Source organism: Flavobacterium maritimum, assembly GCF_040049085.1.
In the GTDB taxonomy this organism is placed as follows: domain Bacteria; phylum Bacteroidota; class Bacteroidia; order Flavobacteriales; family Flavobacteriaceae; genus Flavobacterium; species Flavobacterium maritimum.
Genome location: NZ_JBDLZY010000005.1, coordinates 357744 through 371474, shown reverse-complemented (window position 1 = coordinate 371474; position 13731 = coordinate 357744). Strand labels below are relative to the sequence as shown.

Genomic DNA, 13731 nt, shown 5'->3' with positions numbered 1-13731 from the left:
AAAAAATGATTATTGAACACTAATTAAGGAACACTAAAAACTGAACACTGAATACTTGATTACTGAACACTGAATACTGAATAAATGGCTTGGTTTAAAAGAAAAGAAAAAGGTATTACTACCGCTACTGAAGACAAAATGGATGTTCCAAAAGGACTTTGGTATAAGTCTCCGACTGGAAAAATTATTGATGCCGAAGAATTGGCCCGCAACTTATTTGTGAGTCCCGAGGATGATTTCCATGTTAGAATTGGAAGTGATACGTATTTTGAAATCTTATTCGACAATAATGAATTTGTTGAATTAGATAAAAATATGACTTCTAAAGATACTTTGCATTTCGTTGATACCAAAAAATATTCAGATCGTTTAAAAGACGTAATGGAAAAAACCAAACTTAAAGACGCTGTGCGTACTGGAGTTGGAAAATCCAAAGGTAAAGATGTTGTAATCTGTTGTATGGATTTCGCCTTTATTGGTGGTTCAATAGGAGGTGTTGTAGGAGAAAAAATTGTACGTGGAATTGATCATGCCATCAAAAACAACATGCCTTTCATCATGATTTCTAAATCAGGTGGAGCGCGTATGATGGAAGCGGCTTATTCATTGATGCAATTAGCAAAAACATCGGTTAAGTTAGTTCAACTTGCTGAAGCAAAATTACCTTATATTTCATTGTGTACTGACCCTACAACTGGAGGAACAACCGCTTCTTACGCTATGCTTGGAGATATAAATATCTCTGAACCTGGAGCATTAATCGGATTTGCAGGACCAAGGGTAGTAAGAGACACAACAGGTAAAGATTTGCCGGAAGGTTTTCAAACCGCAGAGTTTCTTCTGGAACATGGTTTCTTAGACTTTATTACTCCAAGAAAAGAATTGAAAGACAAAATTAACTTGTACATCGATTTGATTCAAAACAATACAATTAGATAGTTTTCGAACTTCTATAAACATAAAAAATCCCATCTGCCAAAATAAATTGCAGATGGGATTTTTTTTATATCTTTATTTTAGACCTTAAATTATGAAAAAAAATTTATTGCCTTTATAATTTGTTCGCTTCTTTGGAATTTGCACCCAACTTAGAATCTCAGAACCTTCAAAAACCTACATCCCGGTTCTAATCGCCTCTACAGGATCCAGTTTTGATGCTGTAATAGCAGGAAGAATTCCAGAAATCAATCCAATAATCGCAGCAAGACCCGTTCCTAAAAGGATATTCCCCATTCCAAGGACAAATTCAAAATCTAATGCTTTGGTCAAAATAACGGAGATAATCCAAACTAAAAACAAACCGACAATTCCTCCAATCACAGAAAGAATAATGGCTTCAAACAAAAACTGAAATAATATAAATCTATTTTTGGCTCCTAATGATTTTTGTATCCCAATTAAATTAGTACGCTCTTTTACGGAAACAAACATAATATTGGCAATTCCGAAACCGCCCACCAGTAATGAAAAACCACTAATTACCCACCCAACAAGATTCATCTGACCTAAAATACCATCTATAAAATCGGTAAATCCAGAAAAGACATTAATAAAAAAATTATCAATTTCACCAGCTTTCAGACCACGATAGTTTCTTAATTTTTGAGAAATCTCTTCCTTGTATGCCTCCATATCCACCCCACTGACAGGTTTAAAAATAATGACATTAGTCAAATTATCATTATTATCGCCATACAATTGTCTCACAAAATTTACAGGAATAAAAGCCGAAGTATCATCACTATCTCCAAATAAACCAGCTCCCTGTTTTTTCAAAACACCAATAACAGTAAAACGCTTTCCATACAAGCGAACATTTTTACCAATCGGCTCCGACTCATCGAATAACGATTTTGCTATTTCATTTCCCAAAACAATTACTGTAGACCCAGAATTAGCTTCAGACTCGTTATAAAACCTTCCTTTATCAAACTCCAAACCTTGAATATCTATGAATTCATGAGAAACCGGAACAATATTAACATCACTCACTGTATTTGCATCATATTTTATAGATTCCCTTCTTGTAAATATTTGATAACCCATTTGATCCGTGTTGGTCATCGCATCCTTCATATAGGTATATTCATCATACTTTACATTCGGAAATTGTTCTCTCTTCCATTGAGGAATATCAGAAGGCCCAAAAGAAAACTTCATCAGGTAGATCGTGTTTTTATCTAAACTGCTCAAATCTTTCGTGATTTTTCTATCCAAAGAATCGACAGCTGCAAGTACCGCTATAATTGAAAAAATCCCAATAGTGACACCCAATAAAGACAGCAAAGTTCTCAATTTATTGTTGCTTAAAGCATTCATTGCAAAACTAAAACTCTCTTTTAATAATCGAAGGTAGACTAACATATAACCAAAATTTGCGTTAAAGTAAATTTCTATAAATTTAAATCAAAAACCTAATAAAAATCCACTGACTCATAGGTGTTACATTTTAGAAGAATGTTACAGCAATTGATTGAATTTTATAATCAAAAAAAAACTATTTTTGCACTCTGATAATTATAACTACACAATGAGCACAACTAAAACAATTCAATCGGCATTAATATCCGTTTTTTCAAAGGAAGGTCTTGAACCAATTGTAAGAAAACTACATTCGCAAAATGTTACACTTTATTCTACCGGTGGAACCGAAGATTTCATAAAAAACTTAGGAATTCCTGTAGTTCCTGTTGAAGATGTAACTTCTTATCCGTCTATCCTTGGTGGCAGAGTAAAAACTTTGCACCCGAAAGTTTTTGGAGGAATCCTAAACCGTCAGGACAATCAAAGTGATGTGCAACAAATGAAAGAATTTGATATCCCGCAAATTGATTTAGTTATTGTTGATTTATACCCATTTGAAAAAACAGTAGCTTCAGGTGCGAGTGAAGAAGATATAATTGAAAAAATTGATATTGGTGGTATTTCTTTAATTCGTGCTGCCGCAAAAAACTTTAAAGACACTGTAATTGTTGCATCAGTTGACCAATACAGCTTGCTTTTGGATTTAATTACCAATCAAAACGGCGCAACAACAATTGCTGACAGAAAATTATTGGCTACAAAAGCCTTTCACGTTTCCTCTCACTATGACACTGCAATTTTCAATTATTTCAATACTGACGAAACAATATACAAAGAAAGTATTGCAAATGGTCAGGTCTTGAGATATGGAGAAAACCCACATCAAAAAGGATTTTTCTTTGGTGATTTTGATGCAATGTTCAACAAAGTGCACGGAAAAGAGTTATCATACAACAACTTACTTGATGTAGATGCCGCTGTGAATTTGATTACCGAATTTAAAAATGACGGACCAACTTTTGCTATTTTAAAACATAATAATGCTTGTGGTCTAGCCTCAAGAAAAACAATCGGCGAAGCTTACTTAGCTGCGTTGGCCTGCGATCCTACTTCAGCTTTTGGTGGTGTTTTGATTTCGAATACAAAAATAGATGTTGAAACAGCAACAGAGATAAACAAATTATTTTGTGAAGTGGTAATCGCTCCTGCATATGACGAAGCAGCCATTACAATTTTGGAAGAAAAGAAAAACAGAATTATTTTAATTCAAAATGAAGTAGCCCTACCTCAAAGACAAGTTCGCACTTGCTTAAACGGTCTTTTAGTTCAAGATAGAAATAATATCACTGACAATAAAGCGGATTTAAAAACCGTTACTATTACAAGTCCTTCAGAACAGGAAATAGAAGATTTGATATTTGCTTCAAAGATTTGTAAAAACACAAAATCAAATACAATTGTTTTTGTGAAAAATGGCACGCTTATTGCATCTGGAACAGGGCAAACATCACGTGTTGATGCCTTGCTACAAGCAATAGAAAAAGCAAAGACCTTTGGTTTTGATTTGCATGGAGCTGTAATGGCAAGTGATGCATTTTTCCCTTTCCCTGATTGCGTTGAAATCGCAAAAAAGGCAGGAATAACAGCTGTTATCCAACCTGGAGGTTCTATCAAAGACCAATTAAGTATCGATTACTGCAATGAAAACAAAGTTGCAATGGTATTTACAGGAACACGTCATTTTAAACATTAATTTGTTTAACTTTGCACATTAATATTTTATAAATTTTAAACCCCTAAAAAACTTATGGGATTTTTTGATTTCATGACCGAGGATATTGCGATAGATCTTGGTACCGCAAACACTTTAATCATACACAATGATAAAGTTGTTATTGACAGCCCTTCAATAGTTGCCCGAGACAGAATTTCGGGTAAAATTATTGCAGTTGGTAAGGAAGCCAACATGATGCAGGGTAAGACACATGAAAACATTAAGACGATAAGACCTTTGAAAGATGGTGTAATTGCAGATTTTGATGCTTCTGAAAAAATGATCAGTATGTTTATAAAAAGCATACCGGCATTGAAAAAAAGAATGTTTACTCCAGCTTTAAGAATGGTTGTTTGTATCCCTTCCGGTATTACCGAAGTGGAGATGAGAGCCGTTAAAGAATCTTGTGAGAGAGTAAATGGTAAGGAAGTCTATTTAATACACGAGCCAATGGCTGCGGCAATTGGTATCGGTATTGACATCATGCAACCTAAAGGAAACATGATTGTTGACATAGGTGGAGGAACAACTGAAATTGCAGTAATTGCCCTAGGTGGAATTGTATGTGACAAATCGGTTAAAATTGCCGGTGATGTATTCACAAATGACATTGTTTATTATATGCGTACCCAACACAATCTTTTTGTTGGAGAAAGTACTGCTGAAAAAATAAAAATCCAAATTGGAGCTGCTATTGAAGATTTAGAGACACCTCCAGAAGATATGTCTGTTCAAGGTAGAGATTTACTTACCGGAAAACCAAAACAAGTAGAAGTTTCATACAGAGAAATCGCAAAAGCACTAGACAAATCTATTCAAAGGATTGAAGATGCTGTAATGGAAACTTTATCACAAACACCTCCTGAATTAGCAGCTGATATTTACAACACAGGAATCTATCTTGCAGGTGGAGGATCTATGTTAAGAGGCTTGGATAAAAGAATTTCTCAAAAAACAGATTTACCTGTTTATATTGCGGAAGATCCATTAAGAGCAGTTGTTAGAGGAACTGGAATGGCCCTTAAAAACATCGTGAAATTTAAAAGCATCTTGATTAAATAATTGAATTGATATATAGTTTGCGTTCCAAGGCATTCTTATTTTTCAATACTCAGATCATAAATAAGACGTACAATTTTACATTATACATTTAAAAAATGCAGCAAATATTTAATTTTATTTTTAAAAACAGTAATCGATTACTGTTTTTGCTGCTTTTAGGCATTTCTTTAGCACTCACCATTCAATCTCACTCTTTCCATAGAAGCAAAATAATTAGTTCTGCTAATTTTTTGAGTGGTGGTGTTTACGAGAAAGTGAATAACATCAATGAATACCTTAATTTAAGAACTCAAAATGATGAACTTGCCCTGGAGAATGCTTATTTGAAAAGTCTTTTGTTTAACAAAAAAGACACTGTCCAATTACAAAAATTAGACAGTATAAAAGGTGTTAAACCAAAAGACATTATTGTTTCAAAAGTGATTCACAACTCCTATAATGTTCATGAAAATTATTTAACATTAAATTCAGGCGAACTACAAGGTGTAAAACCCGATATGGGTGTAATTAACAGTTTAGGAATTATCGGAATCATAGATAACACTTCTGCTCATTACTCAACAGTATTGAGTATCTTGAATAAAAAATCTCAGATCAACGCCAAAATTAAAAAATCAAATCACTTCGGATCTTTGATTTGGAATGGTAAAAGTACAGGTATTGTTCAGTTGATCGATGTACCCAGATTGGCAGCAATCCGAAAAGGCGACACCATCGTAACCGGCGGACAATCAGTCATATTTCCGGAAAATATCAACATTGGTACCATTGAAAAAATATACACTGACAACGAAACCAATTACTATACATTGGATATAAAACTTTTCAACGACATGACAAATTTGGGTCATGTATATATTATAAAAAGTAAAGACCGCCAAGAACTTATCAATTTAGAAAAAAGAGAAGACAATGAATAGCACTTTGTTAGTCAATATTTTCCGATTTATCCTGTTATTGGCAGTACAAATTATTGTTTTCAATAATATGAATTTTTTCGGATTTGTAAGTCCGTTTCCATATGTACTTTTCATAATATTATATCCTGTAAACGGTAATAAATCAGGACTGTTAATTGCCAGTTTTCTTCTAGGACTGGTGATGGATATGTTCAGCAATTCGGGAGGAATTCACGCCACTTCTTGTTTGGCACTAGCCTTTTACAGACCGTACCTTTTCAAATTCTCATTTGGTCTAAGCTACGAATACCAAACCGTAAAATTGAACGATGTATTAACCCCTGAACGATTCTCATTTATATTGCTATCGGTCTTAATACACCACCTTGTATTGTTCGTGTTAGAAGCTTTCCAATTTAGCTTTATTTGGGACATCCTGCTTAGAACGGCACTGAGTACAATATTTACGATTATAATTTGCATCATAATAATATACCTTATTAAGCCTAATAAACGATGAGAAAAGTCTTGCTGCCATCCTTAATCATTGTTGCAGCATCATTACTGGTGTTACGAATATTTTATTTACAAATTATTGATGATTCCTTCAAATTGAAGTCAGACAATAATGCCATAAAAATAAAATACGATTATCCTGAAAGAGGCTATATTTATGATCGAAATGGTAAACTGTTAGTAGCCAATCAGCCCTCTTATGATATCATGGTTATTCCCCGAGACCTAAAGAACATTGACACTTTAGAATTTTGTCAATTACTGAATATTACGAAAGAAGACTTTATAAAAAAAATGGAAAAGGCTAATGTTTACAGCCCGAGACTACCATCTGTTTTTTTACCTCAATTAAATAAAGCTGAATTTGCTGCATTTCAAGAAAAAATTAGAAAATTCGAAGGCTTTTATTTTCAAAAACGTTCCCTTCGAGATTATGAAGTAGATTTTGGAGCAAATATCTTTGGTTTTATTACTCAGGTCAATGAAAAATTAATAGAAAAAAATCCTTATTACAATAGTGGAGACTTGATTGGAAAGCAAGGTGTTGAAGAAAGCTACGAAGAAATTTTACGCGGAATCAAGGGAGTAAAATATGTACAAAAAGACAAATATAACAGAGAAATAGGCTCGTTTAAAGATGGAAAATACGATACAATAGCCGTTCAAGGCGAAGATATTAATCTAACAATTGATGCGGAACTTCAAAAATATGGGCAAGCACTGATGATTAACAAAAGAGGAGGAATTGTCGCTATCGAACCCAAAACAGGAGAAATTTTAGCCCTTGTTACCGCACCATCTTATGATCCCTCAATATTAGTTGGCAGACAAAGATCTAAAAACTATACTCAGTTGTATCGTGACTCTATCGCAAAACCACTTTATGATCGTGGCTTATTGGCTGAATACCCTCCTGGCTCGCCATTTAAAATATTGACTGGTTTAGTTGCCCTTCAAGAGGGGGTAATCGATGAAGAAACAACCGTATTCTGTAATCATGGATTCAGCTATGCCAGAGGAAGATTTATGAGATGCCACTGTCATGGAGGAGCACTCCAATTGCACAGAGGTATATATGAATCCTGCAATGCCTATTTTGCAACTGCTTACATGAAAACCATAAATAAATACAAAAAACCCGCTTATGCAGTGGACGTCTGGAGCAATCATGTGAAAAGTTTCGGACTTGGAGAATTCATGGGCTATGATTTACCAGCAGGTAGAAAAGGTAAAGTGCCTGATTCAAAAACCTACAAAAGAATATATCCTAATGGAGGATGGAGAAGCACAACTATCATTTCGAATTCTATCGGTCAAGGAGAAGTTCTAATGACTCCTATTCAACTGGCGAACATGATGGCTACAATTGCAAACGAAGGTTACTATTACACGCCTCACATCATCAAAAGGATTGAAGGACAAACAATCGACAAGAAATTTACAACCAAACATGTCACCACGGTAGATAAGAAATATTTTAAACCAATAATTAGTGGTTTATTCGATGTATATAATCAGGGAACTGCCTACCACTTAAAAGTAGAAGGTATTGATATTTGTGGAAAAACAGGTACCGCTGAAAATTTTGCCAAAATAGACGGAAAAAGGGTTCAACTAAAAGACCATTCCATATTTGTGGCTTTTGCACCAAAAGACAATCCAAAAATAGCTATTGCGGTTATGGTTGAAAATGGAGGATTTGGAGCTACAATAGCCGGACCAATTGCCAGTTTAATGATTGAAAAATATCTTAGACAAAAAATAACCAGAACTGATTTAGAAACCCGAATTCTTAATAAAAGTTTACAAGGCGAATATGCTAAATTAGGAGGCCTTTCTGAGGCTGTTAAATTAGAATTAAGAAAACAAGATTCTATTTTAAAAAGCAAAACAATAATTCCAAAAATAAAAGTAGATACTACTAAACAAAATTAATAAGCCATTCACTTCAAATGAAAAACCAAAGCATAACAAACAATCTTGACTGGATATGCGTCATTATCTATAGTGTTTTAGTACTTATGGGATGGTTAAACATTTATTCATCCTCCTTGTCTTCTATGGATGGAACTTCAGACAAACAACTTATATTCATCATATTAACCATCCCTTTAATCTTCGTCGTCCTTTACGTTGACGGCAAATTTTATGAGAAATATGCGAGTATTATTTTTGGAATTTCGTTACTTTCATTAGCAGGCCTTTTCGTCTTTGGTAAAACTATTGCAGGACAACGTTGTTGGTATGGTTTCGGAAGTTTCACAATACAACCCTCTGAATTTGCAAAAGCGGCCACAGCATTGGCTTTAGCCAAATATTTAAGTGACACTCAAATCAATTTGAAAGACGTAAACAGACAAATTCAGGCACTTGCTATAGTGTTTTTACCTGTTATACTAATATTACCACAGCCCGATCCGGGAAGCGCCTTAATTTATAGTGTTTTTATTATTGTTTTATATCGCGAAGGTTTACCGGCTTGGTACGTATGGACCGGTTTTATCACTATTCTTTTATTTGTTTTAACATTAATATTAGAACCACAATATGTTATTTTAATAGCCTTATTGGCCCTAGCGATTATCCATTACAAATCTAGGTTAGCGGATAGAAATATAGTTTTAAGCGGAATTCTTCTAGTCTTGATATCTGGATTTGTTTTGTCAGTAAATTATGTTTTTGAAAATGTTTTCAAACAACACCATAGGGATCGTTTCAATATCTTATTAGGAAAATCCGTGGATATGAAAGGTATTGGATACAACACCAACCAATCAGAGATAGCTATCGGATCTGGAGGATGGTTTGGTAAGGGCTTTCTTGAAGGAACACAAACCAAAGGGGGATTTGTACCAGAACAACATACCGACTACATCTTTACTACGGTAGGAGAAGAATGGGGATTTGTAGGTTCGCTTGTAGTAATTGCTTTATTTGCTGGTTTATTACTTCGCGTTATATATTTAGCAGAAAGACAAAAGACAAAATTCAGTAGAGTGTATGGCTATTGTGTTGCCGGTATATTGTTTATTCATTTTTTTGTAAATATCGCTATGGTTGTCGGTATTTTTCCAACAATTGGAGTACCGCTACCTTTCTTCTCTTATGGGGGGTCGGGGCTTTGGGGGTTTACAATCCTACTTTTTATATTTCTAAAAATGGATGCCAATAAAGTAAATGAATGGTAATTCTTAAGTAGTCACTTCAACTATCCTATTCATTAATATTGTTCTAAAAGAGAACAACTTTTACCAGTAGTTATAAAACAATACCTATTATTCCAATCTCTACGATTAAAACTCTTAGAATTTCAAATATTCCTAAACAATAAAAGTATACCTCGCTCTTATAGTTATATCAACCAACATCAATGAGCTAAAAAGGGGAACCTACTGCAACAATTTTAATAATAAACAAGATTTCATAAGCCTATTTTCCAAATTAAAGACATTAAGCTATTGAAATCATTGACGATTTTAACACCCTTTTCATTATCAAAATTCTTTATTAAATTCCTCCATTTTCACATCTAAGAAAAAATTAATACGTAACTTTAATGTGCATTTAAGCCCTTAAATCCAATATTACATTTGAAGGAACCACCATCTTCCTTATAACTTTTGATTCTAATAAGGAGATGCGTATAGACATAATTACAAGAAATTAACATCTTGGATAACACTCAAAAATTCATATTGTATTCCATTTACTAACTCCATTATAAACTAAACATTAGCATAAATAAACTTATACTAAAATAAAATCATGGAAACTTTAAAACTCAACTTAGAAAAGATCCATTCTATAGTGTGTATCATTTCATCAATAGCTATTGTAATGATTAGTTTTTCTACTAAAGCTCAAACAGCTGATACTGTAAAAAACAATGGAAGAGAATTTAAAAACACCATACATTTCAATTTAACGAATCCAATGATCTTTGGTGACAGATCATTGGTTTTTGGTTATGAAAGGGTGCTAAGTAAAAACCGTTCTTTCAGTGTCAATGTTGGTCAAGCCTCACTCCCCGACCTCAACATAATCAACACTGATGAATTAGAAATGGAGACCATTCGTTCTGAAAAAGGACTACATATTTCAGCCGATTATCGTTTTTATCTCTCTAAAGAAAACAAATATAATGCTCCAAGAGGAGTATATGTTGGACCGTTTTATTCCTACAATTATTTCAATAAAGAACATACTTGGTCATTAGCAACTTCTGGGTATAATGGAAAGGTAAACTCAGAACTTGATTTTACTATAAATACTATTGGTGCTGAGTTGGGATATCAATTCATTCTATGGAAACGACTCGCAATAGATTTGATTTTAATTGGCCCTGGTGTTGCCAATTATAAATTAGAAGCAACGCTGGACACGAATTTATCAGATGAAGACAAAGAACTATTTTTTGATAAATTAAATGAGGCTTTACAAGAAAAATTCCCTGGATATAGTGGTGTTATTGATGAAGGAGAATTTAAAAAGAAAGGATCTACAAATACAACTAATTTCGGATTTAGATATTTGATCCAAGTTGGGTATAGATTTTAATTAATCTATTATATTTCTTATTGGATGCAGCAACGAAAAAATCTTAAAAAATTTATTTTTTCCTTCTTTCTCAAAATCCAACCAAAATTCCTCCAATTGCTAATGATTCCAATCAAGAAAAAAAGTACTAAACAGGAAGCCTAATTTACAATTCAACCATTAAAAATTAAAGATATTAGATCCCTCTTTTCACAACTACTTTCTCCAGATTATCAAATTTCAAACTAATAACTAAAGTTAAAACTAAAAATGCTCCAAAAATTCTTATTGAATTTTTGGAGCACTTTAGCTATTATTCCAATCAAAAAAATGGAGTTTCCTATGATTTCACTAATTTTTCTTTTTTCAAATTATTCGAAACATTCTTTTTAACAACCACTGTTGATTGCAAGTCATCCAATACATTTAAAGCCTCTTCAACATAAATATCTTTTGACAATGCTTCATGCCAACGATCTCTTTTTTCTTTTAAAGTAGCATCTTTAGCCATCATTTCGTTTTCGTAAGGCAAAGAAGTGAACTTTAAGGAGTTTTTATAATCAAGAATAGGTTTATATTTTTTTGCTTTCTCTTCAATTTCACTCTGAGCTATTTTGAATTTTTCAATATGCAAGCTATAAACATTTTCTTTGCTTCGGCTATCTATCCATTTCGCATTATCTTCAACCAGTTGAAATTGTTGATTTTGCGCAATTCTATTTTTACTGTTAATTATTGCCTGATTAAAATTACTGTTGTTCTTCCAAATACTGTAAGGAGCTTGGTCAATTTTATCCCAAGGCATAGCATTATCAACATCTCTTTCTCCCATTTTCAAGTAGGCATATCTATCTGGCATAACTACATCACTGCTAACACCTTCCAGTTGTGTCGACCCACCGTTTATTCTGTAAAATTTTTGCGTTGTTGTTTTTAAAGCACCTAAATCCCCCATAGAACTACTACGCACAAATTGATTCAAATCAATTACATTTTGAACAGTCCCTTTTCCATAAGTCTGCTTGCTTCCAATAATAATTCCTCTCTTATAATCTTGAATTGCAGCGGCCAAAATCTCTGAAGCAGAAGCAGAAAAACTATTAACCATAATTACCAATGGTCCATCCCATTCAATCTTCTGATCTTTATCATACAACACTTCTTTCTTTCTTCCTGCAGATTTAATTTGTACAATTGGTCCTTCTTCAATAAACAAACCTGCAATATCAACTACTGTTGATAACGATCCTCCTCCATCATCACGAACATCAAGAACGATTCCGCTTACTCCTGCTTTTTTCAAACGATCTACTTCAAGTGCAATATCTTTCCCAGCATCTCTACCATCCTTATTTTCAAAATCGATATAAAATTTTGGCAAATAAATCACACCATACTTCAATCCGTTTTTATTGACAATACTAGATTTAGCATACGTTTCCTCAATTTCTACAATATCTCTTATTATAGAAATAACTGTAATGGTTCCATCAACTTTTTTTACTGTAAGTCGAACTTCGGTTCCTTTAGGTCCTTTAATCTTCTTAACAACATCATCCAAACGCATTCCCACCACATCTACCGGTTGTTGATTGCCTTGCGCCACTTTCATTATCAAATCACCCGCTTCCAATTGTTTTCCTCTCCAAGCAGGTCCTCCTGAAATAAGTTCAGAAATCTCGGTAAAATCATTTTTCTTTTGAAGACGAGCTCCAATTCCTTCCAGTTTTCCGCTAATACTTACATCAAAACGTTCTTTTTCTTCAGGAGCAAGATAATTTGTATGAGGATCAAAACGAGCGGTAATTGAATTTATGTAAACTGAAAACCAATCGCTCCTATCTAAATCTTTTATAAACCCAAAATACTCATCCAAAGATTTTATAGAACTCTCTCTTGTTTCTTTTTCTAATTCTTCAAAAGTTTTTGGCTTCCCACTGTCAACTGCGGAGTCTACTTTACTCTTTTCATTATAACTCTCCTCAATTTTTTCTCCTTGCTTAAGTTGATTTATAGGATCATTTGCAATGTGCCCAGCAGTACCCTTCTTTTTATTTTCCTGCATATCCAAACGATCAATCAATGATGAAAGAGTAGACAATTTAATCTGTTTGCGCCATCTGTTATTTAACTCGGCAGTACTTTTTGCATAGGGAGCATTTTCATAATCTGTATTAAAACTTTCGTCAATAGTATAATCAAAAGGTTTGCTCAAAATAGCTTTGTAAATAGCCTTACTCTCTTCCATTCTTTTGATTAATCTTGTGTAAGTTAAATCAAAAAAAGTCAAATCCTTATTCAGTAATTGATTATCCAACTGAGTTTCATATTTTGAAAATTCATCGATATCTGATTGTCTGAAAAATCGTTTTGATGGATCCAAAGCCTCAATATAATCTTTGTAAACACCCTTTGAAAAATTATCATCAATTGTTGCTGGGCTATAATGCCCTTTTTCAATTACAAAAGTCAGCAACTCCAAAAGTAATTTATCTTTATCAGGATTAGTCTCATCCCCATTACCTGTATTAATCTTAAATGCCAACAAGGTTACTGATAGGCATGCTATTACAAGGAGTATTTTATAATTTCTTTTCATATAATCAATAATAGTATTCATCAATTTTTTAATCTAAGTTA

General features: G+C 33.4%; 10 protein-coding genes. 8 read left to right on the top strand and 2 right to left on the bottom strand.

Annotated elements, in window-relative coordinates:
* Positions 1 to 84: 84 nt before the first annotated feature.
* Complete coding sequence (accD, locus tag ABEB23_RS12880; protein WP_348813009.1) at positions 85 to 939, top strand: acetyl-CoA carboxylase, carboxyltransferase subunit beta; 855 nt, start codon at positions 85 to 87, stop codon at positions 937 to 939.
* 174 nt (positions 940 to 1113) lie between these two features.
* Here accD and ABEB23_RS12875 read toward each other — a convergent pair whose 3' ends face one another.
* Positions 1114 to 2364: an ABC transporter permease gene (locus ABEB23_RS12875; RefSeq protein ID WP_348813008.1), complete on the bottom strand. Its 1251-nt coding sequence runs from the start codon at positions 2362 to 2364 to the stop codon at positions 1114 to 1116.
* A 166-nt stretch (positions 2365 to 2530) separates the two neighbouring features.
* Here ABEB23_RS12875 and purH point away from each other — a divergent pair, with 166 nt between their 5' ends.
* From purH to ABEB23_RS12840, 7 genes are all read left to right on the top strand, one after another.
* Positions 2531 to 4057 carry a bifunctional phosphoribosylaminoimidazolecarboxamide formyltransferase/IMP cyclohydrolase gene (gene purH, locus ABEB23_RS12870; protein ID WP_348813007.1) on the top strand — a complete coding sequence of 509 codons (1527 nt, stop codon included), beginning with the start codon at positions 2531 to 2533 and terminating at the stop codon, positions 4055 to 4057.
* A 54-nt stretch (positions 4058 to 4111) separates the two neighbouring features.
* Positions 4112 to 5140 carry a rod shape-determining protein gene (locus tag ABEB23_RS12865; protein ID WP_086454445.1) on the top strand — a complete coding sequence of 343 codons (1029 nt, stop codon included), beginning with the start codon at positions 4112 to 4114 and terminating at the stop codon, positions 5138 to 5140.
* Between the two features lie 95 nt (positions 5141 to 5235).
* Entirely contained in the window at positions 5236 to 6060 is an 825-nt protein-coding gene (gene mreC, locus ABEB23_RS12860; RefSeq protein ID WP_348813006.1) for a rod shape-determining protein MreC, read from the top strand.
* Entirely contained in the window at positions 6053 to 6559 is a 507-nt protein-coding gene (locus ABEB23_RS12855) for a rod shape-determining protein MreD (protein WP_348813005.1), read from the top strand. The genes mreC and ABEB23_RS12855 overlap by 8 nt, the downstream gene beginning before the upstream one ends.
* Positions 6556 to 8490 carry a penicillin-binding protein 2 gene (gene mrdA / locus ABEB23_RS12850; RefSeq protein WP_348813004.1) on the top strand — a complete coding sequence of 645 codons (1935 nt, stop codon included), beginning with the start codon at positions 6556 to 6558 and terminating at the stop codon, positions 8488 to 8490. The genes ABEB23_RS12855 and mrdA overlap by 4 nt, the downstream gene beginning before the upstream one ends.
* A gap of 17 nt (positions 8491 to 8507) precedes the next feature.
* Positions 8508 to 9743, top strand: coding sequence for a rod shape-determining protein RodA (rodA, locus tag ABEB23_RS12845; protein ID WP_348813003.1), 1236 nt, complete (start codon positions 8508 to 8510; stop codon positions 9741 to 9743).
* 577 nt (positions 9744 to 10320) lie between these two features.
* Positions 10321 to 11112 carry a hypothetical protein gene (locus tag ABEB23_RS12840; RefSeq protein WP_348813002.1) on the top strand — a complete coding sequence of 264 codons (792 nt, stop codon included), beginning with the start codon at positions 10321 to 10323 and terminating at the stop codon, positions 11110 to 11112.
* A 319-nt stretch (positions 11113 to 11431) separates the two neighbouring features.
* Here the strand turns inward: ABEB23_RS12840 and ABEB23_RS12835 are convergent, their stop codons facing one another.
* Positions 11432 to 13711 carry a carboxy terminal-processing peptidase gene (locus tag ABEB23_RS12835; RefSeq protein WP_348813001.1) on the bottom strand — a complete coding sequence of 760 codons (2280 nt, stop codon included), beginning with the start codon at positions 13709 to 13711 and terminating at the stop codon, positions 11432 to 11434.
* Positions 13712 to 13731: the final 20 nt, after the last annotated feature.

What these genes read in the sequence shown, in the direction of transcription:
- mreC (WP_348813006.1), top strand. Translation starts at nt 5,236, where the DNA reads ATGCAGCAAATATTTAATTTTATTTTTAAAAACAGTAATCGATTACTG.
- ABEB23_RS12835 (WP_348813001.1), bottom strand. Translation starts at nt 13,711, where the DNA reads ATGAATACTATTATTGATTATATGAAAAGAAATTATAAAATACTCCTT.
- ABEB23_RS12840 (WP_348813002.1), top strand. Translation starts at nt 10,321, where the DNA reads ATGGAAACTTTAAAACTCAACTTAGAAAAGATCCATTCTATAGTGTGT.
- rodA (WP_348813003.1), top strand. Translation starts at nt 8,508, where the DNA reads ATGAAAAACCAAAGCATAACAAACAATCTTGACTGGATATGCGTCATT.
- ABEB23_RS12875 (WP_348813008.1), bottom strand. Translation starts at nt 2,364, where the DNA reads ATGTTAGTCTACCTTCGATTATTAAAAGAGAGTTTTAGTTTTGCAATG.
- purH (WP_348813007.1), top strand. Translation starts at nt 2,531, where the DNA reads ATGAGCACAACTAAAACAATTCAATCGGCATTAATATCCGTTTTTTCA.
- ABEB23_RS12865 (WP_086454445.1), top strand. Translation starts at nt 4,112, where the DNA reads ATGGGATTTTTTGATTTCATGACCGAGGATATTGCGATAGATCTTGGT.
- mrdA (WP_348813004.1), top strand. Translation starts at nt 6,556, where the DNA reads ATGAGAAAAGTCTTGCTGCCATCCTTAATCATTGTTGCAGCATCATTA.
- ABEB23_RS12855 (WP_348813005.1), top strand. Translation starts at nt 6,053, where the DNA reads ATGAATAGCACTTTGTTAGTCAATATTTTCCGATTTATCCTGTTATTG.
- accD (WP_348813009.1), top strand. Translation starts at nt 85, where the DNA reads ATGGCTTGGTTTAAAAGAAAAGAAAAAGGTATTACTACCGCTACTGAA.